The organism is Sphingomonas citri (assembly GCF_019429485.1).
In the GTDB taxonomy this organism is placed as follows: Bacteria; Pseudomonadota; Alphaproteobacteria; order Sphingomonadales; family Sphingomonadaceae; genus Sphingomonas; species Sphingomonas citri.
In genome coordinates, this window is record NZ_JAHXZN010000005.1 from 187,246 (window position 1) to 206,279 (window position 19,034).

Consider the following 19,034-nt stretch of genomic DNA (forward strand, 5'->3'; position numbering starts at 1 on the left):
TGACAGCGCTCTACGCCGCCCACTCCGCCTTCGGCACGCCCTGCGCCCAGAGCAGCGCCGTCAGGTCGCCGTGCTCCACCCGCGCCGCCGCGGCGGCGGCCACGATCGGCTTAGCGCGATAGGCGACGCCCAGCCCCGCCACCTCGATCATCGCGAGATCGTTGGCGCCGTCGCCCACCGCCAGCGTCGCGCTGTCCGCCAGCCCGAGCGCGGCGCGAGTCTGCAGCAGCGTCGTCCGCTTGGTCGCCGCACCCACGATCGGTCGTGCCACGGCCCCGGTCAGCACGCCATCCTCCAGCTCGAGCACGTTGGCGATCGCGCGGTCGAAGCCGATCGCGTTCGCCACCGGCTCGGCGAAGCGGGTGAACCCGCCCGACACCAGGACCGCCGTCGCGCCCCAACCACGCATCGTCCGCACCAGCGCGGTCGCGCCGGGCATCAGCCGCACGCGCTCGTCGAAGCACTCCTGAATGACGCTGCCGCGCAGGCCCTTGAGCAGCCCGACCCTCGCATCCAACGCCGCCTCGAAGTCGAGCTCGCCGCGCATCGCGCGCTCGGTGATGGCGGCGATCTGTGGCTTGAGCCCGGCGTAATCGGCCAGTTCGTCGATGCACTCGACCGTGATCATGGTCGAGTCCATGTCCGCCACGAGCAGCATCTTGCGCCTGGTCTCGCGCGGCTGGACCACCACGTCGACCGCCTCGAACATGCCTTCCAATGCCGCGCGTGCATCGGCGGGCGCGAGCTCGAAGTGGAGGTCGGCGGCGTCGCCCTCGTCGATCCAGCCGAGCGTCGTCGGCGCGCAGTCCGCCGCGGCGAGCCGCTCCTGCGCGGCGGCGACGATATTGGGCGTCAGCCGCCCGGCTGCTATCAGCGTCGCCGTGAACATGGGTTCTTTCCCTGAGAGCTATCGGAAACCGCGGGTGGCGCTCATCGCAGGGCCGACCGCGAGCGGCAAGAGCGCGCTCGCGATCGACCTCGCCGAGCGCGCCGGCGGCGTGGTGATCAACGCCGATGCCAGCCAGGTCTATCGCGACCTGCGGCTGCTTTCCGCCCGGCCGTCCGAGGCGGACGAGGCGCGCGTGCCGCATCGGCTGTTCGGCTATGTCGACGGCGCGGAGGCCTGCTCGGCCGCGCGCTGGGCCGCCGACGCGCGCGCCGCGATCGCGGCGGCGCACGAGGGCGGCCGGCTGCCGGTGCTGGTCGGTGGTACGGGCCTCTACCTGCGCACCCTGCTCGACGGCATCGCGCCGGTGCCCGAGATCGACCCGGGGGTGCGCGCCGCGGTTCGCTCGCTGCCAGTAACCGAGGCCCACGCCGCGCTCGAACGAGAGGACGCGCCCGCCGCCGCTCGGCTCGCACCGGGCGATTCGGCGCGGGTGGCGCGCGCGCTCGAGGTGGTGCGGTCGACCGGCCGCCCGCTCGTCGACTGGCAGCGCGAGCGGACCGGCGGGATCGGCGCGGCGATCGATCTCAGCGCGCTGGTGCTGCTGCCCGAGCGCGAGCGGTTGGTCGCGCGCTGCGACGCCCGTCTGGAATCGATGTTCGCCGCGGGCGCGATCGACGAGGTGAGCGCGCTGCTCGCGCGCGCCGATGTGCCCGACGACGCGCCGGTGCGGCGCGCGATCGGCGTACCCGAGATTGCGGCGCACCTCGGCGGGACGATCACCCGCGACGAGGCGCTCACCCGCGCGCAGCTCGCAACCAGGCGCTACGCCAAGCGTCAGTACACGTGGTTCCGGCATCAGCCACCCGCCTGCTGGCACCGCAGCGGAAGCGCCACTTTGGAATTTTATTTCTCGAAAGCGTGTTGACGGGCAACTTTCGATGCCGTAGCGCGCCCCGACTTCAAGCGAGGAGACGAGACGTGACCACCGAGAAGAGCGGAGCCGATATCCTGGTCGAGGCGCTGTGCGATCTCGGCGTGGAGGTCGTGTTCGGCTATCCGGGCGGCGCCGTCCTGCCGATCTACGACGCGCTGTTCCGCTCGCAGCGGATCAAGCACATCCTCGTGCGCCATGAGCAGGCCGCGACGCATGCCGCCGAGGGCTATGCGCGCTCCACCGGCAAGCCCGGCGTCGTGCTCGTCACTTCCGGCCCGGGCGCGACCAACGCGGTGACCGGCATCACCGACGCGCTGCTCGACTCGATCCCGATGGTGGTGATCACCGGCCAGGTCCCGACCAACCTGATCGGCAGCGACGCCTTCCAGGAGGCCGACACGGTCGGCATCACGCGCCACTGCACCAAGCACAATTACCTGGTGAAGGATCCGGCGCGGCTCGGCCCGGTGATCCACGAGGCGTTCCACATCGCCACCTCGGGCCGCCCCGGCCCCGTCGTGGTCGACATTCCCAAGAACGTGCAGGTCGCCACCGCCGCTTATGGCGCGCCCGGCCCGATCCAGCACAAGACCTACCGCCCCGCGCTCGCCGCCGACCCGGCGCTGATCGAGCAGGTGGTCGACATGCTCGCCGCCGCCGAGCGCCCGGTGTTCTACACCGGCGGGGGCGTCATCAACGCCGGCCCGCGCGCGTCCGAGCTGCTGGTCGAGCTGGCGCATCTCACCGGCGCGCCGGTGACCTCGACGCTGATGGGGCTCGGCGCCTATCCCGCCACCGGTCCGCAGTGGCTCGGCATGCTCGGCATGCACGGCACCTACGAGGCCAATATGGCGATGAACCAGGCCGACCTGGTGGTGAACGTCGGCGCGCGCTTCGACGACCGCGTCACCGGGCGGCTCGACGCCTTCTCGCCCAACAGCCGCAAGGTCCACATCGACATCGACCGGTCGAGCATCAACAAGACGGTGCGGATCGATCTCGCGATCGTCGCCGACGCCGGCCACGCGCTCGCCGACATGGTGCGCGTGTGGCGCGAGCGGCAGCACCCGCGTCCAGATCTCACCGACTGGTGGCAGCGGGTCGAGGCGTGGCGCGCCAAGAAGTCGCTCAGCTTCCCCGAGAGCCGCACCGAGATCATGCCGCAGCGTGCGGTTCGCGCTTTGTGGGAGGCGACGCACGACCGCGACCCGATCATCACCACCGAGGTCGGCCAGCACCAGATGTGGGCGGCGCAGCATTTCGGCTTCGAGGCGCCCAACAAGTGGCTGACCTCGGGCGGGCTCGGCACGATGGGCTACGGCCTGCCAGCGGCGATCGGCGCGCAGCTCGGCAACCCCGACGCTCTGGTGATCGACATCGCCGGCGAGGCGTCGATCCAGATGAACATCCAGGAGCTCGCCACCGCGACGCAATACCGGCTGCCGGTGAAGGTCTTCATCCTCAACAACGAGTATATGGGGATGGTGCGGCAGTGGCAGGAGCTGACCTATGAGAGCCGCTACTCGGAGAGCTATTCCGACTCGCTGCCCGATTTCGTCAAGCTGGCCGAGGCTTATGGCTGGAAGGGCATCCGCATCGAGCATCCCGACCAGCTCGAGCAGGGCATCGCCGACATGCTCGCGCACGACGGGCCGGTGATGGTCGACTGCATGGTCGCCAAGCTGGCCAACTGCTTCCCGATGATCCCGTCGGGCGCGGCGCACACCGACATGATCCTCCAGGCCAACGAGGTCTCGGGGACGATGGACGACGAGGCCAAGGCGCTGGTGTAAGCCATCGGCGCCTCCCCGCCGCGGGGAGGCGCGGGCGGCGGGCAGTTGAGGCGCGTGATGTCGCCCCGCGCGCTTGCCTCCGCCCCATCCTTCCGCCTTAACCCTTCCCGACCTCTCCCACTCTGGGAGGGGAGTGAGATTGACGACATGCAGATACGAGAAGAGAAGGCCGAGCGGCACACGCTGGCGGTGATCGTCGACAACGAACCCGGCATCCTCGCGCGGATCGCCGGCCTGTTCACCGCGCGCGGCTACAATATCGAGAGCCTCACCGTCAGCGAGATCACGCTCGACAAGGCGGTGAGCCGGATCACCATCGTCACCTCCGCCAGCCCGGCGACGCTCGAGCAGATCGTCGCGCAGCTCGAGCGGCTGGTACCCGTCCACCAGGTGACCGACCTCACCGCCCGCGGCGCGCACGTGGAGCGCGAGTTGGCGCTGGTGAAGGTGGCCGGCAGCGGCGACCACCGGATCGAGGCGCTGCGCCTCGCCGAGGTCTATCGCGCGCGCGTCGTCGACGCGACCATCGCCTCGTTCGTCTTCGAGGTGACCGGCACGATCGAGAAGATCGACAAGTTCGTCGAACTGATGGGCGAGGTTGGCTTGGTCGAGGTCGCGCGTACCGGCATCGTCGCGATCGCGCGGGGCGCCGAGGCGGGGTAACGACCGCCACATCTTCCGTCATCCCCGCGCGGGCGGGGATCCATCACCACTGGCGTCCGCGGGTCTGGAGTCCCGCCTACGCGGGAATGACAAGGGGTTTGAACATGAAGGTCTACTACGATCGCGACGCCGATCTGAACCTGATCACGGGCAAGAAGATCGCGATCCTCGGCTATGGCTCGCAGGGCCACGCGCACGCGCAGAACCTGCGCGACTCGGGCGTGAAGGAGATCGCGATCGCGCTCCGCCCCGGCAGCGCCTCGGCGAAGAAGGCCGAGGACGCCGGCTTCAAGGTGCTCGCCAACAAGGACGCCGCCGCCTGGGCCGACGTGCTGATGATCCTCGCCCCCGACGAGCATCAGGCCGCGATCTGGGAGAGCGACCTGAAGGGCAACATGAAGCCCGGCAGCGCGCTCGCCTTCGCGCACGGGCTCAACGTGCATTTCGGCCTGATCGAGCCGCCCGCCGACATCGACGTGATCATGATCGCGCCCAAGGGGCCGGGCCACACCGTCCGCTCCGAATATGTCCGCGGCGGCGGCGTCCCCTGCCTCATCGCGATCCACCAGGATGCCAGCGGCAACGCGCATGACGTGGCGCTGGCCTATGCCTCGGGCGTGGGCGGCGGCCGCTCGGGCATCATCGAGACCAACTTCCGCGAGGAATGCGAGACCGATCTGTTCGGCGAGCAGGCGGTGCTGTGCGGCGGCGCCACCGCGCTGGTCCAGGCCGGCTTCGAGACTCTGGTCGAGGCCGGCTACGCCCCCGAGATGGCCTATTTCGAATGTCTGCACGAGCTCAAGCTGATCGTCGACCTGATGTACGAGGGCGGCATCGCCAACATGCGCTACTCGATCTCGAACACCGCCGAGTACGGCGACATCAAGACCGGCCCGCGGATCATCACCGACGAGACGAAGAAGGAGATGAAGCGCGTTCTGGCCGACATCCAGTCGGGCCGCTTCGTGCGCGACTTCGTGCTCGACAACCGCGCCGGCCAGCCCGAGTTGAAGGCCAGCCGCAGCGCCGCCAAGCGCCATCAGATCGAGCAGGTCGGCAGCGAGTTGCGCGCGATGATGCCGTGGATCGGAGCCAACAAGCTGGTCGACAAGGAGCGCAACTGACGCGCGGCGCGCGCGCGGCGGATTGAAGCCGCGCGCGCGCTCCTTTAGGCGCGCGCGATGCGGACGGCGACGTACCGAGACTCGTCGTATCGCACGCGCGCCGACACCGGCAGCCGCGCCGTCTCCTGGGCGCTCGCGCTCGGCATCGCCGCGCTGCTGCTCTACGCGCTGCTGCGCATGGGCGGCGTGGTGCGCGGCGACTTCGGCGATCGGCGCCCCCTCAGCACCTTCGACGTGAGCGCGCAGGGCCAGCGCGCCGAGACCGCCGCGACCAAGCGGACCGAGCGCGCGCGCCAGTCGGGCCGCCAGCGCACCGCCCCGGCCAAGCGCGAGCGCCCGGTCGAGCGGCCGGCCGAGACCCCGCCCCCGCTTCCGCCGCTGGCCGAGCTGAAGCTGCCCGGCGTGATGATCCTCAGCCGCAGCGACTATGCCGCTTCCGACATCGGCAAGATCAAGGGCACCGCGCCCGCCCCCGGCTCGGGCGCGGAGGGGCAGCAGAGCGCCAGCGCGGGGGCGGGTGACGACACGCCCACCGTCGGCAAGGGGCCGGGCGGCGAGCCGCTGTATGCCGCGGAATGGTACCGCAGGCCGACCCGCGCCGAGACGAGCCCCTACATGCCGCGCGGCCGCGCCGGCTGGGGCATGATCGCCTGCCGCACTGCGCCGCGCTTCCACGTCGAGGATTGCCGCGAGCTCGGCGAGTCGCCCGGCTCGGGGATCGCGCGTGGGCTACGCCAGGCGGGATGGCAGTTCCTCGTGCGGCCACCGCGTCGCGGTGGGCAGCCGCTGATCGGCGTTTGGGTGCGGATCCGATTCGACATCACGATCGAGCCGGCCCCGGAGCAGTCCGGCCCGGGCGAGTAGGCGGCCGAAAACCTCCGTTTCGCCGCATGCTCTATCCGGCCGCGCGATAGTGTGGTGCAAGAGGCGCACCACAGGAGGAACCACCATGCGTCATCTTCTCGCCGCCGGCCTGGTCGCCGCGCTCGCCGTTCCTGTCGCCGCGCAGCTCGCCACCGCGCCGGGCCAGCCCGGCCAGCCGAGCGCCGCACGCGTCGCCGCGGGCACCTATCAGGTCGATCCCGCGCACACGCAGGTGACCTGGGAGGTGAACCATCTCGGCTTCTCGATGCTGCAGGGCCAGTTCGGCGCCTCGGGCGGCTCGATCACGATCGATCCGAAGAAGCCCGCCGCCACCAAGGTGGAGGTCACCTTCGCGGTCGACCAGCTTTCGGTGACCTCGCCGCAGTTCGCCAATCACCTCAAGTCGAAGGATTTCTTCGATGCGGCCACCAACCCCACCGCCCGCTTCGTGTCGACCACGGTGACGCCGCGCGGGCCGAACAAGGCGGTGCTGGGCGGCGAGCTGACGATCAAGGGCATCACCAAGTCGGTCACGCTGGACGTCACCTTCGTCGGCGCTGGCGACAATCCGATGAGCAAGAAAGCCAACTTCGGCTTCGTCGGCACCGGCACGATCAAGCGCAGCGACTTTGGCCTGGGCTACGCCGCGCCGGCCGTGTCGGACACGGTGAAGCTCAACGTCAACGCTGCCTTCACGGCGTAAACGGGGGCGAGTTCCTCTCGCCTTCCGAGCGTCATCCTGAACTTGTTTCAGGATCCACCGACCCGCGGGCGCTCCGGCGCCCGGGTACGCGGCTCGGTGGATCCTGAGACGAGCTCAGGATCACGCCATCATTGTCGAGGATGAACTCACGCCGCGCGCTGGAGGCGCGCGAAACTGTCGAAGGTCGCACGCACCGCCGGCGACGCGTTCGCCACCAGCGCGGCCACCCGGCGCGTGAAGGCCTCGCCGTCCGAGCCGGGAACGCGCTCCGCCATCGCCCAGTCGCCGAACTCGCGTTGCGCCACCTCGCGCCGCGACAGAACGACCAGCGCGCGGTGGCGCGGGTCGGCGCTGATGCGCGCGAAGGCGCGCTCCACCATGGCCGGCTCCCCCTCCAGCGCCTGGAGGAAGCGCCGGCCGTCGCTGAAGAGAAGACCGGTGATCCTGTCGCGCGTGTTGTTGGCGCGCGACTCCGCCAGGATCGAGGCGGTGGCGATCTGCCCGACGGCGGTGCTGATGTAGACCAGCTGCAACATGATGAACTCCCTCGTACGACGCCTCTCTCGCCCACAAAGGTTTCTTTTCACTCAAAATTTCCTGCGCGCACCGATGCGCTGGACAAGCCGTGCCGACGCGCGCTACTCCGGCCCGCGATGACCAAGGTCCGCGGCCTCGCCCTCCTGCTTCGACTTACGCGCCCTTAGGCGCGTCACCGCTCGCGCGCCCGCCGCGCTGCGCCTAAGGGCTGGACCATATCCCTTCCGCTCCTGTCGAGAGAGCCACCGCCATGCTGCGCGACCCCGCGACCAAATACCGACCCTTCCCTCCTGTCGACCTGCCCGACCGGCGCTGGCCCTCCGCGACGATCACGCGCGCGCCGCGCTGGCTCTCCACCGACCTGCGCGACGGCAACCAGGCGCTGATCGATCCGATGGACGCCGAGAAGAAGACGCGCTTCTTCGACCTGCTGGTGAAAGTCGGGCTCAAGGAGATCGAGGTCGGCTTCCCCTCGGCGGGCGCGACCGAGTTCGACTTCATCTCGGGCCTGATCCGCGACGATTGCGTGCCCGAGGACGTCCAGATCCAGGTGCTGACCCAATCGCGCCGCGACCTGATCGAGCGCAGCTTCGCGAGCCTGGAGGGCGCGCACAGCGCGATCGTCCACCTCTACAATGCGGTCAGCCCGGCGTGGCGCAAGATCGTCTTCGGCATGTCGCGCGACGAGGTGAAAAGGATCGCGGTCGAGGGCGCCAAGGTGCTCCGCGACGAGGCCGCCAAGCGCCCCAACACGCGTTGGCAGTTCGAATATTCCCCCGAGACCTTCTCCACCGCCGAGCTCGATTTCTCGCTCGAGGTCTGCGAGGCGGTCGCCGAGGTGCTGGCGCCGACACCCGAGGCGCCGATCATCTTCAACCTGCCCGCCACGGTCGAGTGCGCGACCCCCAACGTCTACGCCGACCAGATCGAGTGGTTCGCGCGCCACCTGCGCCAGCGCGACGCCGCGGTGATCTCGCTCCACACGCACAATGACCGCGGCACCGGCGTCGCCGCGGCGGAGCTCGGCATCATGGCCGGCGCCGACCGGGTCGAGGGCTGCCTGCTCGGCAACGGCGAGCGCACCGGCAATTGCGACCTCGTGACGGTCGCGCTCAACATGTACACGCAGGGCGTCGACCCGCGGCTCGACCTCTCCGACATCGACGCGATCGTGAAGACGGTGGAATATGCCACCAACATCCCGGTCCACCCGCGCACGCCCTATGCCGGCGACCTCGTCTTCACCGCTTTCTCGGGCTCGCACCAGGACGCGATCAAGAAGGGCTTCGCCGCGCAGGCGGCGCGCAACGACGGGCTGTGGGAAGTCCCCTATCTGCCGATCGACCCGGCCGATCTGGGGCGCAGCTACGAGGCGGTGATCCGCGTCAACTCGCAGTCGGGCAAGGGCGGCGTCGCCTGGGTGATCGAGCAGGACAAGGGGCTGCGGCTGCCCAAGCGACTCCAGGCCGACTTCAGCCGTCACGTCCAGGCGCTGGCGGACGAGACCAGCCGCGAGCTCAACGCCGCCGACATCTGGGGCGCATTCGAGCGGGCCTATCTGCCGGGAGCAAGCGACCGCTTCGTGCTGCGCGACTATGACGAGAGCGGCGCCGCGGGCGAGCGCGTCTTCGTCGGCCGCATCGCCATCGACGGCGAGGAGCGCTCACTGTCGGGTCGGGGCAACGGCCTGATCTCGGGCGTGATCGCCGCGCTGCACGAGAGCACCGGGCCGACGCTCGACGTGATCGATTATGCCGAGCACGCGATCGGCCACGGCGCCGGCGCGCAGGCGGCGGCGTATCTCGAGTGCCGCACGCCCGATGGCCGCACGGTCTGGGGCGTTGGCATCGACAGCGACATCGCCACCGCGAGCGTCCGCGCCGTCCTCTCCGCGGCGAACCGCGCGTGACGCGCCGCTACGCCGCCTTCCTGTTCGACATGGACGGGACGCTGATCAACTCGATCCCGTCCGCGATCCGCGCCTGGACCGCCTGGGCCGAGCGCCACCGCGTCGACGTCGACGAGCTGATGCGCGTCATGCACGGCGTGAAGGCGATCGAGACGATCCGTCGCTTCGCCCCGCCCGGGGTCGACCCGCAGCGCGAGTTCGAGCTGCTGCTCCAGGCCGAGATCGACGATGTCGCCGACGTGGTCGAGATCGCCGGCGCTGCGGCTTTCACCGCGGCACTGCCGCCCGAGCGCTGGGCGATCGTCACCTCGGCGCCGCGCTCGCTCGCCGAGGTCCGCCTCAAGGCGGCGGGCGTCATCCCGCCCGCGGTGATGGTCACGGCGGATGACGTCGAGCGCGGCAAGCCGGCGCCCGACTGTTTCCTGCTCGCCGCCGAGCGGCTCCGAGTCGAGGCGCGCGACTGTCTCGTCTGGGAGGACGCGCCCGCTGGCATCGCCGCGGCCGAGGCCGCGGGTGCCGACGTGATGGTGATCTCGGCGACCCACCACGAACCGCTCGACACGCGCTGGCGTCAGGTCGACGGCTATGACGCGCTCATCGCCGCGCTGGAACAGGATCGGCTGGTGCTCGGGGATCGCTGAGGCCGGTCATGCTCAGCGCCCGGGCGTGGGATAGGACGGCGGATCGCTCGCGGGGAAGGACTCGTCCGATCCCTCGTCGACCCTGTCCCAGCCGCGCGGCTGGGCATCGGCCATGCTCTCCGGCCCCGCGTCGCGCACCGGCGGCGGCGCGGGTCGCGGAGGCGATGCGACGCCCGGTTGTCGCGCCGCGCGGCGGCCCAACAAAAATCCGAGCGCGCCAGCGAGCAGGAGCGTGCCCCAACCCGGCTTCGATCTCCGCACCGGCTCCACCGCGCTCGCGCGCTCGCCGGCGCGACCGCTCGCCTCGACGAAGCTGACGCCCGACTGCTCTTCGAGCGTGAGCACGCGGCCGTCGCTCGACCTCATCTCATGGGTGAGCGACTCGTCGGTGCCCTCGGCAATCGCATTCCCCTCGCCGCGCATGCCGCCAGCAGGCGGCGTCTGGTTGTTCTGGCGATCGGCGGTGCCGTAGAACCGGAAGCCGTCGCCACCCATCACCCACGCTCCCGACAGTCGCGCACCACCGCCACGGCGCAGCCGATCGCACCGCCGACCAGCGCGAACACCAGCACGTTGTCCGGTCCGCTCGCCGGCGCAAGGCGCCATTTGACCGCATAGACGAGGAGCGCGACCAGCACGCCGACGACGAAGAGCATAACGGCGCCGCGCGGCTCACCTTTGATCGTCTCGAGCGGCATGACCTGACCTCCTTCGACACGCACCGTGGAGCACGTGAGCGGGTCAACGTCGCGGCTCGATAAGCGTTCAAAAACAAGCGACTGACTTGGATCACCCGATGACTGATCTGGCTCATGTGACCGAGCAATGACAGGTTCTCGCCGCGCTGGTAGACAGGGCCACGACGGTATCAACCGGGCTTGGGGGCAAGCGACAGATGGGGGCGAGCCCTCGCATAATGGACCGCCTGCCGTATGGCAGCGGGAGAGGGCTCGTCGGCTTGCTCGGCGCGGTGACGCTCTCGCTGGCCGCAGCAGGACTGCGCCTCGCGCTCGACGATCTTTTCCCTCCCGGCTTTCCTTATCTCACCTTCTTCCCGGCGGTGATCCTCTCGTCCTTCCTCTTCGGCGCGCGTGCGGGGGCGATCGCCGGGCTGCTGTGCGGGCTGCTGGCCTGGTATTACTTCATCCCCCCGTATCGCAGCTTCGTCGTGCAGGGCGGAACGTGGATCGCGCTGTTCTTCTATTTCGCCGTGGTTGCGTTGGATGTGCTGCTGATCCTGTGGCTTCAGCGTGCCAACCGTCGCCTGCGCGACGAGCGCGAGCGCAACGAGGCGCTGGCGGCCCGCAGCGAGCTTCTCTTCCGCGAGCTGCAGCATCGCGTCGCCAACAACCTGCAGATGGTCGGCGCCGTGCTCCACCATCACGAGCGGGACGTGGGCGATCCGCTCGCTCGCGCCGCCCTGAGCGAGGCCGCCCTCAAGCTCGAGCTGATCGGGCGAATCCAGCGCCAGCTCTATGGCAGCGACGGCAGCCCGGTCGCGCTCGATAGTTTCCTCGCGCAGCTGGTGGACGACGTCATGGCAGCGGGGGGCAAACCGGGACTTCGCCACATGTTGCGCGTCGCGCCCGGGATCGTCCTCGCGCCCGATGTGGCGATACCGCTCGCGCTGATCCTCGCCGAGGGGATCGCCAATGCGGTCGAGCACGGCTTCACTGGTCGGACGAGCGGCTGCATCGCGGTGACGGTGACCCGCGAGGCGGGTGCGATCGCGCTCGTCATCGCGGACGACGGCGAGGGCCTACCGCCCGATTTCGCGCTCGACGCCGCCTCGAGCCTGGGACTGCGCGTATCGCGAACCTTGGCGCGGCAGATCGGTGGTACGCTCAGCCTCTGTGACCGGCCGGGCGGCACCGCGTTGCGATTGGTGATCCCCGATCGCGCGGCACAGGGGCTCAGTTGACCTGATCGGGCGGCGCCACGGGGAAGAGCAGCGGTGCGATCGGAACCCCCTCCTCGACCAGCTCGCTGACCTCAGCCGCACTCGCCTGACCGTGGATCGCGCCTTCGGGCCGCTCGCCCTCGTGCATGGCGCGCGCCTCGGCGGCGAAGTCGCTGCCGACCCAGCGCGACCGGCGCAGCAGCTCGGCCTGGAGTGCCGCCAGCTTGCGGAGCGCGTCGGCCGGCGCCGCCGATCGCGCCTCAACGGAACCGCGATTGCCCTTGGCGCCGACGTTGGGCGCCATCACGGCCTTCTCCACGCTGGTCTCACCGCAGGTCGGACAGGCGACGAGGCGACGCTCGCGCTGCTCCTCATATGCCGGGGTCGAGGCGAACCACGCCTCGAACACGTGCGCCCTCGCGCAGCGGAGATCGAAGACGATCACTCCCCGCTCAGGCGGCGAGCATCGCGTCGAGCTTGCCCGCGCGCTCCAGCGCGGCGAGATCGTCCGAGCCGCCGACATGGACGCCGTCGATGAAGATCTGCGGCACCGTCGAGCGACCGGACGCGCGCCCGATCATCTCGGCGCGCTTGTCGCGCTGTACCCCGATGTCGGTCTCCTCGACCGACACGCCCTTGCTCGCGAGCAGGTTCATCGCGCGCGAGCAGTAAGGGCAGAACGCCTTGGTGTAGATCTCGACCCGTGCCATGCTACCTAATTGTGGTCGCCCCCCCGCGCTGTCAATCGGTTCGCGGCAGCACGCGCGCCCACACCAGCACCGTCACCCGCGCCGCGCCGGCCGCGAGCAGCGTCGCTGTACACTCGTCGGCGGTGGCTCCGCTGGTGTAGACGTCGTCGACCAGCACGACATCCGCGCCAGCGAGCCGCGCGCGGCGACGCTCGGGCACGCGGAAGGCACCCGCCACGGCGCGGTGTCGCTCGCCCGCGCCTCGCTCGCGCAGCATCGGCGTGGCGCGGTGGCGCTCGAGCAATCGCGGGTGCCACGCCACGCCGCTTACCCGTGAGACGGCGGCGGCGATCAAGGCGGCCTGGTTGTAGCCACGTGACCACATCCGCCAGCGATGCAGCGGCACCGGCACCAGCAGCGTCGCCTCGGCGGGCACCCAGCGCGCCATCAGCCGCGCCGCCGTGACGGCGTAGGCCGCGCGACCGCCGTGCTTGAGCCGCAGCGCGAGTGTGCGCGCCACCTCACCGTAAGCGACGGCGGCGTGGACCCCGGCATGGCGCGGCGGTGCGGCGCGGCAGTCATCGCACCGCGCGCGAGCGCCGACCGTCGAACCGAGCGGCAGGTGACACGTCTCGCACCAGGGCGGGCCGAGGAAGTGGAGCGTCGCCCAGCAGTCCGCGCAGAAGCGTCCCTGCGCCGAGACGATCGCGCCGCAGCCGGGGCAGCGCGGCGGCAGCACCTGATCGATCAGCCGCGTGAGCACGTCGCGCTTGTGGGCGGCGCCGCGAGCGGGCACAAGCCGTCGGGCGACCCATGCAGCCTCCCGAGATCTTCGACCGTGCCGCGCGCCGCCGGCATCGCGACCGTGCCGCCGCCGACTTCGGCGCGCACGATTTCCTCCGTGCCGCGATGCTCGACGGCATCGCCGATCGGCTCGACGCGGTGAAGCGCGACTTCGCCGACGTGCTCGATCTCGGCTGCTTCCGCGGCGAATATACGCCGCGACCCGGCGCCCGCGTGGCACGGGTCGATCCCGGCTTCGCTTTCGCGCGCGCCGCGGGGGGCGTGCAGGGCGACGAGGACCGGCTACCCTTCGCCGACGAGTCGTTCGACCTGATCGTCGCCGCCGGCACGCTCGACGGCGTCAGCGACCTGCCCGGCGCGCTCGCGCTGGCGCGTCGCTCGCTCCGCCCCGACGGGCTTTTCCTCGGCGCCTTCGTCGGCGGGAGCAGCCTGCCGCAGCTCCGCGCCGCCTTCCGCGGCGCCGAGGAGCGCGCGGTGGCGCGGCTTCACCCGCTGGTCGACGTGCGTTCGGCGGGCGACCTGCTGATGCGGGCGGGGTTCGCGCTGCCGGTCGCCGACGTCGAGACGCTGAGCGTCGGCTATGGCGGGCTCGGGCGACTGCTCGACGATCTGCGCGGCATGGCGTCGAACAATGCGCTGGTCGATCGCCACCCGCTGCGCCGCGACACGCTGGCGCGCGCCGCCGGCGCCTTCGCCGCGCGCGCCGACGCGGACGGCCGCGTGCGCGAGCGTTTCGACCTGGTCTTCCTTACCGGCTGGGCGCCATCACCCGACCAGCCCAAGCCGGCGCGGCGCGGCAGCGCGAGCGCGTCGCTGGCGGCGGCGCTGCGCGGCGGTGGCGAACGCGCGCCAGGGGCATGAGCCGTTCCACTGCTCTCAGGCGTTTTACGACGATCGCGAAGCTCCTGCCCTAGGCAAGCCGTCGCAGTCGCCGACCGGTCACGATGACCGTCTCAGATCAGCTCGTCGTCGTCGTCCTCGGCGAGCAGCCGACCCATCGAATCGAACAGGGCGTCCATCGCCACCGGCTTGAAGATGACGTCGTCCGCGCCCGCCTCGAGGCAGCGCTGGCGCAGGTCGACCGCCGTGTCCGCGGTGACGACGATGATCGGCAGCCGCGCCTTGACGTCATGTCGCGCGCGGATGTGGCGGATCGCGGTGATGCCATCCATGCCCGGCATGCGCAGATCGACGAGGATCACGTCGAAGTCGTCGCGGTCGATCAGCTCGAGACCGAGCTCCGCGCTCTCGGCCTCGACCATGGCGACGCCGGCGACATCGAGCATGTCGCGGACGACGCGCCGGTTCATCCGGTCGTCCTCGATGAACAGAGCCGTCAAAGCCGTCACTTCCGAGAACCCCTCCCCCTTCGGCAACGCGACCCGGCTTCTTCTCTCACAATGATCCTAGCACATCACGCGGCGTCGCGCACGGTCGCGCGAGGCATGGTCAGCACTGCCGCGACCAACGCTTTCTTGGCTATCGGTTTCTCGATAACATGGGTGATTGACGCGGCCCATTCGGCGCGCCGCGCCGCGATCTCGGCGGTGGCGAGCAGCGCCACTGGCGCGCCCTCGGCAGCCGCGACGATCGCCGCCAGCTGCGCGGCCAGCCCGGTGGGAGAGAGCGACGCGGCATCGACCAACACACGATCGGGACGGGCGCGCGCCACTGCCGCCGCGGCCTCGTCGCCGTCGGCGAAGAGGATCGGGCCCTGGCCGTCGAACAGCGTCTTGTACATGGCACGGGTGATAGGGTTGCGCTCGATCACCACCAGCGCGATCGCTGACTCCTCCTGCTCCACCCCCGCGGCGGCGATATAGGGTAGGTCTAGCACGAAGGTCGCACCTTCCCCCAACCGGCTCGTCACGGTGACGTCGCCGCCCATCGCGCGCGCCAGATTGCGGCAGATCGCCAGCCCGAGCCCGGTGCCGCCGAACTGCCGGGTCGTCCCCGCGTCTGCCTGGCGGAACGACTCGAAGATCAGCTCCTGGGCCTCGGCGGCGATGCCGATGCCGCTGTCCGCCACCGTCACGCGCAGCCTGTCGCCCGCGACCGCGAGGCGCAGCGCCACATGCCCCGCCGGCGTGAACTTCACCGCGTTGGAGAGCAGGTTGAAGATGATCTGCCGCAGGCGCGCGGGATCTCCCATGATCCAGTGCGGCGCGGCGTCAGCGTCGACGTCGAACGCGAGCCCCTTGGCGCGCGCGGGGTCGCGCCACAGCCGAGTCGATTCCGCGAGCACCGCGCGCAGGTCGAGCGGCACGGTCTCGATCGTCATCCGACCCGTCTCGATCTTGGCGACATCGAGGATGTCGTCGACCAACGCGCGCATCGTCATGCCGGCGCCATGGACGATGCCGAGCCGGTCCCGCGTTGCCGTATCGAGCGTCGCGTCCGCGATCATCACCTGGGTCATGCCGAGGATGCCGTTGAGCGGGGTACGGATCTCATGGCTGGTGGTGGCGAGAAACTCGGTCTTGGCACGCAGCGCCTTGGCGAGCTCGCTGTTGCTCGCGGCGAGGTCGGCGTTGGCGGCGCGCACCTCGTTGCGGCTGCGGCGGATCGTGAACAGGCCGATCGCGAGCAGCGCGATGATCAGCAGCGTCCCCGCGACGGTGCCGTAGAGCAGCAGCCGCTGGGTGTGCGCGGTCTGGCGCTCGAACGCCACCGATCTGGCGAGATCGGCTGCCTTGAGCCGCGCGATCCGCAGCTCCTGGTTGGCATAGTCGAACCGCGCGGCGGCAAGCGCGGCGCTGTTCGAGCGGGCAATCTCGGTCGCCTGGTCGTCGAGCCGCTTGACCGCGCGCAGCTGCGTCAGTGCGGCGGCGGAGTCACCGCTCGCGACGTAGATGCGATAGGCGATGTCGTGCACGTCGCGGTCGGCGATCAAGGTGCTCTCGGGATCGACCCCCGCGAAGCGCTCCATGATCAGCTCGCGCGCGCGCGGCAGGTCGCGGGCCTGCAACGCGGCTTCGGCGGCGAGCGCGACGAACTGCGGGCGCTGCACCTCGGCGCCGTCCTGCCGAGTCAGTGCGAGGCCGCGCTCGATCGTCTGACGCGCGCGCGCGATCTGCCCCTGCCGCAGCTCGGCCTCGGCGACACCGCTGAGCGCCTGCGCGAGCGCGAGGGGACTGCGGAGTGCCGTCGCCGCCCCGACCGTCCGTCGAAACGCCGCCTCCGCCTCCGCGTATCGTCCGAGCGCGGTGAGCGACTGGCCCCGGCCATTCTCGACCGCGACGGTCAGTCCCGGATCGTCGGAATAACGCTCGGACGCTTCGGAGAAGTATCGCAGTGCCGTGGCATGGTCATTCGCGCTGCGGTAGAGGAGCGCGATGTAGGTCAAGGCTTTGGCCTGGCTTCGCTGATCGTGCAGCTCGACGTAGCGATCGTGCGCGTGTTGCAACGCCCCGAGTGCCTCGGTGATCTGTCCCGAATCGGTCAGCGCTCCGCCCTGCGAGAGCAGGATATCCGCGGCGAGATGCGCGCGCTGATCGGCCTTCTCGACCTGGCGCTGTGCCACCGCGAGCAGTTGCAAGGCGCGGCGCGGCTGATCGATTCGCGTGTACGCCTCGGCCTCCAGCCAGTTGAGCGTCGCCGAGCGCGTGTAATCGGCACGGGTCGCCGCCGCGCCGAGCGGTTGCCGCGCCTGCTCCACCAGCGCGATCGCACCCTGCGGATCGACCAGCATCTGCTGCTGGACTCGGGCGACGAGCGGATCCTGACCGGACGCCGAGGCCGCCCCCGCCCCCGTCACGAGGGCGAACGCCACCGCGGCCGCGACGACGAGCCGCCTCAGGCGCGCTTCCACGTCGCGCTCAGTCGTGTGAACGAGGCGCGCGTATCGGCCGAGGCGCGGTGATGACGCTCTTCCGCGAGGAAACCCGCGAGCGTCTCCAGCTCGACAGGACGGCTGAGCACATAGCCCTGCACCATGTCACACCCCATCACCGAGAGCAGCGCCAGCGCGGCATGCGTCTCGACCCCTTCGGCGACCACTTCCATGTCGAGCGCGTGCGCTAGGTCGATGGTGGAGCGGACGATCAGCGGATCACGGTGCGAGCTGGTGATGCCGGTGATGAACAATTTATCGATCTTCAGCTCCCGCGCGGGCAGCTGCTTGAGATAGGCCAGACTCGACAGACCCGCGCCGTAATCATCGATCGACACGGTGATCCCGATAGCGGCGAAGCGCTGAAGATTGGCGATCGCGCCCTCGGGATCGCGGATCACCGCGGTCTCGGTGATCTCGAAGCCCAGCCGAGCGTCGGGCGCCGCGGCGAGATAGTGGCACACCGCCTCGGCGAAGGCGGCGTCGGCCAGCACTTGTCCCGATATGTTGATGAAGATGCGCACGTCATGACCGAGCCGCCGCAGTCGGCGCTGGTCCTGGATCGCGCGGCGGACCGTCCATAACGTGAGCGGTCCGACGCGGCGGCGCTCCTCCGCCAACGGGATGAAGTCGGCCGGTGGGATCAGCCCGCGCGTCGGGTGACGCCAGCGGATCAGCGCCTCGGCGCTCTTGATCACCTGCTGGCGAACGTGGAGTTTGGGCTGGTAGAACAGCTCCATCTCATCCTCGGCGAGCGCGCGATCGAGCTCGCTGGCCAGATCCTGGCCGGCGACCAGCGCGGCGCCGACGATCTCGCCGCCGGCGGACGCCAGCGCCTGCACCAGTGCCGCCTCGCTGGTCTCGGCGAGCGTCACGTCGTCGACTTCGGGCGCGGCGATCGCGCTGCCCACCGCCCAGCCGTGGCGCGCGGAATCGTCGCACCGCCCGTCCGCCGGATCGAAGAAGGCCCGCACTGCCGCTGAAACATGCTCCACCTCGTCGAGCGCGCCACCGCATTTAACACGTATCACATCTTGCCCTACTGCGGCGACTCGCGCCAGCGGCAGCGTGCCGGCCAGTCGCGCCGCCGCGTCGGACACCAACTCGCCCGCCGCACCCGCCCCGAGCGACCGCCGGACGACGGCGAAGTCGCGCAGTCGCGCCAGCAGTTCGCCGCGGTGACCAACGCCGGAGGGCTGACCCTCGGGTGCGGCGCCGTCCGGTCCGGACGGCTCAGAGAGGCAAGGCATATCCATTCCGGAGCCACCGTAGGCCTGCCAGCTTAATGAATAGCTTAAGTACGTCCCACTTTGGGTTAACCGCTGGTTAATGCCATTGAGACGTGGTGAAAAAAGCGTTACCTGCGCGTTACCCTTCGGGGGGGTTGAGCAATAAATAGGGAGAAGACCCATGTTCGCATTCGTACTCGCGCTGATTGGTTTCGTCGGCACCACCATTCGCCCCTGGTAATCGGGAGTAGATCGATGCTCGCTTTCGTTCTCGCACTGGTCGGCTTCGTCGGCACCACCATCCGTCCCTGGTAATCGGAGGCTCGTGATGTTCGCTTTCATTCTCGCGCTGGTCGGCCTCGTCGGCACCACCATCCGCCCCTGGTAACCGGAGAAGTACGATGCTCGCTTTCGTTCTCGCCCTGGTCGGCTTCGTCGGCACGACGATCCGTCCCTGGTAAGCAGATCACAGGCCCGGCGTGCGCCGCGACTTGGTCGCCGCCACCGGGCCTAAGTATTGGAT

Annotated in this window: 20 protein-coding genes; 10 read left to right on the forward strand and 10 right to left on the reverse strand. The window is 70.1% G+C overall.

All coding sequences use genetic code 11. The features are described 5' to 3' along the window. Positions 1-10: 10 nt before the first annotated feature. Positions 11-889, reverse strand: coding sequence for a phosphoserine phosphatase SerB (gene serB / locus KZ820_RS14975; protein WP_219749405.1), 879 nt, complete (start codon positions 887-889; stop codon positions 11-13). Here serB and miaA point away from each other — a divergent pair. From miaA to KZ820_RS15005, 6 genes are all read left to right on the forward strand, one after another. Next, the gene (gene miaA, locus KZ820_RS14980) at positions 888-1,814 is read left to right on the forward strand and encodes a tRNA (adenosine(37)-N6)-dimethylallyltransferase MiaA (RefSeq protein ID WP_219749406.1); all 927 of its coding nucleotides are present in this window, start codon (positions 888-890) and stop codon (positions 1,812-1,814) included. The two genes, serB and miaA, sit on opposite strands and share 2 nt — an antisense overlap. A gap of 53 nt (positions 1,815-1,867) precedes the next feature. Continuing rightward, positions 1,868-3,616 carry an acetolactate synthase 3 large subunit gene (locus KZ820_RS14985; RefSeq protein ID WP_219749407.1) on the forward strand — a complete coding sequence of 583 codons (1,749 nt, stop codon included), beginning with the start codon at positions 1,868-1,870 and terminating at the stop codon, positions 3,614-3,616. 147 nt (positions 3,617-3,763) lie between these two features. After that, positions 3,764-4,279: an acetolactate synthase small subunit gene (gene ilvN / locus KZ820_RS14990; RefSeq protein WP_132907911.1), complete on the forward strand. Its 516-nt coding sequence runs from the start codon at positions 3,764-3,766 to the stop codon at positions 4,277-4,279. A gap of 104 nt (positions 4,280-4,383) precedes the next feature. Further along, the gene (gene ilvC / locus KZ820_RS14995; RefSeq protein WP_219749408.1) at positions 4,384-5,403 is read left to right on the forward strand and encodes a ketol-acid reductoisomerase; all 1,020 of its coding nucleotides are present in this window, start codon (positions 4,384-4,386) and stop codon (positions 5,401-5,403) included. Positions 5,404-5,460: 57 nt separating this feature from the next. Then, positions 5,461-6,267: a hypothetical protein gene (locus KZ820_RS15000; RefSeq protein WP_219749409.1), complete on the forward strand. Its 807-nt coding sequence runs from the start codon at positions 5,461-5,463 to the stop codon at positions 6,265-6,267. A gap of 85 nt (positions 6,268-6,352) precedes the next feature. After that, the gene (locus tag KZ820_RS15005; protein ID WP_219749410.1) at positions 6,353-6,970 is read left to right on the forward strand and encodes a YceI family protein; all 618 of its coding nucleotides are present in this window, start codon (positions 6,353-6,355) and stop codon (positions 6,968-6,970) included. Between the two features lie 146 nt (positions 6,971-7,116). On the opposite strand, the gene KZ820_RS15010 is transcribed toward KZ820_RS15005, so the two are convergent. Then, entirely contained in the window at positions 7,117-7,506 is a 390-nt protein-coding gene (locus KZ820_RS15010) for a BLUF domain-containing protein (protein WP_219749411.1), read from the reverse strand. A gap of 251 nt (positions 7,507-7,757) precedes the next feature. Between KZ820_RS15010 and leuA the strand changes: the two genes are divergently transcribed. Then, entirely contained in the window at positions 7,758-9,416 is a 1,659-nt protein-coding gene (gene leuA, locus KZ820_RS15015; RefSeq protein WP_219749412.1) for a 2-isopropylmalate synthase, read from the forward strand. After that, the gene (locus KZ820_RS15020; RefSeq protein WP_308462240.1) at positions 9,413-10,057 is read left to right on the forward strand and encodes an HAD-IA family hydrolase; all 645 of its coding nucleotides are present in this window, start codon (positions 9,413-9,415) and stop codon (positions 10,055-10,057) included. The genes leuA and KZ820_RS15020 overlap by 4 nt, the downstream gene beginning before the upstream one ends. A gap of 12 nt (positions 10,058-10,069) precedes the next feature. On the opposite strand, the gene KZ820_RS15025 is transcribed toward KZ820_RS15020, so the two are convergent. Together KZ820_RS15025 and KZ820_RS15030 are read right to left on the reverse strand one after the other, a co-directional pair. Further along, on the reverse strand, positions 10,070-10,318 hold the full coding sequence (locus KZ820_RS15025; protein ID WP_373369031.1) for a hypothetical protein: 249 nt from the start codon (positions 10,316-10,318) through the stop codon (positions 10,070-10,072). A 233-nt stretch (positions 10,319-10,551) separates the two neighbouring features. Further along, complete coding sequence (locus KZ820_RS15030; RefSeq protein WP_219749413.1) at positions 10,552-10,755, reverse strand: hypothetical protein; 204 nt, start codon at positions 10,753-10,755, stop codon at positions 10,552-10,554. Positions 10,756-10,973: 218 nt separating this feature from the next. On the opposite strand from KZ820_RS15030, the gene KZ820_RS15035 reads away from it, so the two are divergent. Then, entirely contained in the window at positions 10,974-11,978 is a 1,005-nt protein-coding gene (locus tag KZ820_RS15035) for a sensor histidine kinase (protein ID WP_219749414.1), read from the forward strand. Here KZ820_RS15035 and KZ820_RS15040 read toward each other — a convergent pair. Genes KZ820_RS15040 through KZ820_RS15050 form a run of 3 tightly spaced genes read right to left on the reverse strand, consistent with a single transcriptional unit; the run spans position 11,971 to position 13,442 of the window. Further along, the gene (locus KZ820_RS15040) at positions 11,971-12,402 is read right to left on the reverse strand and encodes a DUF1178 family protein (RefSeq protein ID WP_219749415.1); all 432 of its coding nucleotides are present in this window, start codon (positions 12,400-12,402) and stop codon (positions 11,971-11,973) included. The two genes, KZ820_RS15035 and KZ820_RS15040, sit on opposite strands and share 8 nt — an antisense overlap. Positions 12,403-12,409: 7 nt before the next feature. Continuing rightward, positions 12,410-12,667, reverse strand: coding sequence for a glutaredoxin 3 (gene grxC / locus KZ820_RS15045; protein WP_219749416.1), 258 nt, complete (start codon positions 12,665-12,667; stop codon positions 12,410-12,412). Positions 12,668-12,698: 31 nt separating this feature from the next. Beyond that, a complete protein-coding gene (locus KZ820_RS15050; protein WP_308462241.1) occupies positions 12,699-13,442 on the reverse strand; it encodes a double zinc ribbon domain-containing protein in 744 nt (247 codons plus the stop codon). A 17-nt stretch (positions 13,443-13,459) separates the two neighbouring features. On the opposite strand from KZ820_RS15050, the gene KZ820_RS15055 reads away from it, so the two are divergent. After that, entirely contained in the window at positions 13,460-14,311 is an 852-nt protein-coding gene (locus tag KZ820_RS15055) for a class I SAM-dependent methyltransferase (protein WP_219749417.1), read from the forward strand. Between the two features lie 92 nt (positions 14,312-14,403). Here KZ820_RS15055 and KZ820_RS15060 read toward each other — a convergent pair whose 3' ends face one another. The 3 genes from KZ820_RS15060 to KZ820_RS15070 form a co-directional block, all read right to left on the reverse strand. Beyond that, a complete protein-coding gene (locus KZ820_RS15060; RefSeq protein WP_219749418.1) occupies positions 14,404-14,790 on the reverse strand; it encodes a response regulator in 387 nt (128 codons plus the stop codon). Between the two features lie 74 nt (positions 14,791-14,864). Next, positions 14,865-17,261 carry an ATP-binding protein gene (locus KZ820_RS22250; RefSeq protein WP_219749419.1) on the reverse strand — a complete coding sequence of 799 codons (2,397 nt, stop codon included), beginning with the start codon at positions 17,259-17,261 and terminating at the stop codon, positions 14,865-14,867. After that, complete coding sequence (locus KZ820_RS15070) at positions 17,246-18,853, reverse strand: EAL domain-containing protein (RefSeq protein WP_258048219.1); 1,608 nt, start codon at positions 18,851-18,853, stop codon at positions 17,246-17,248. The genes KZ820_RS22250 and KZ820_RS15070 overlap by 16 nt, the downstream gene beginning before the upstream one ends. Positions 18,854-19,034 lie beyond the last annotated feature (181 nt).

Excerpts from the sequence above, each read along its gene's own strand:
- KZ820_RS15070 (WP_258048219.1), bottom strand. The coding sequence starts at position 18,853 with ATGAAAGCGAACATCACGAGCCTCCGATTACCAGGGACGGATGGTGGT.
- KZ820_RS15005 (WP_219749410.1), top strand. The coding sequence starts at position 6,353 with ATGCGTCATCTTCTCGCCGCCGGCCTGGTCGCCGCGCTCGCCGTTCCT.
- miaA (WP_219749406.1), top strand. The coding sequence starts at position 888 with ATGGGTTCTTTCCCTGAGAGCTATCGGAAACCGCGGGTGGCGCTCATC.
- serB (WP_219749405.1), bottom strand. The coding sequence starts at position 889 with ATGTTCACGGCGACGCTGATAGCAGCCGGGCGGCTGACGCCCAATATC.
- KZ820_RS15030 (WP_219749413.1), bottom strand. The coding sequence starts at position 10,755 with ATGCCGCTCGAGACGATCAAAGGTGAGCCGCGCGGCGCCGTTATGCTC.
- ilvN (WP_132907911.1), top strand. The coding sequence starts at position 3,764 with ATGCAGATACGAGAAGAGAAGGCCGAGCGGCACACGCTGGCGGTGATC.
- grxC (WP_219749416.1), bottom strand. The coding sequence starts at position 12,667 with ATGGCACGGGTCGAGATCTACACCAAGGCGTTCTGCCCTTACTGCTCG.
- KZ820_RS15000 (WP_219749409.1), top strand. The coding sequence starts at position 5,461 with ATGCGGACGGCGACGTACCGAGACTCGTCGTATCGCACGCGCGCCGAC.
- KZ820_RS15055 (WP_219749417.1), top strand. The coding sequence starts at position 13,460 with ATGCAGCCTCCCGAGATCTTCGACCGTGCCGCGCGCCGCCGGCATCGC.
- KZ820_RS15035 (WP_219749414.1), top strand. The coding sequence starts at position 10,974 with ATGGACCGCCTGCCGTATGGCAGCGGGAGAGGGCTCGTCGGCTTGCTC.
- leuA (WP_219749412.1), top strand. The coding sequence starts at position 7,758 with ATGCTGCGCGACCCCGCGACCAAATACCGACCCTTCCCTCCTGTCGAC.
- ilvC (WP_219749408.1), top strand. The coding sequence starts at position 4,384 with ATGAAGGTCTACTACGATCGCGACGCCGATCTGAACCTGATCACGGGC.
- KZ820_RS15010 (WP_219749411.1), bottom strand. The coding sequence starts at position 7,506 with ATGTTGCAGCTGGTCTACATCAGCACCGCCGTCGGGCAGATCGCCACC.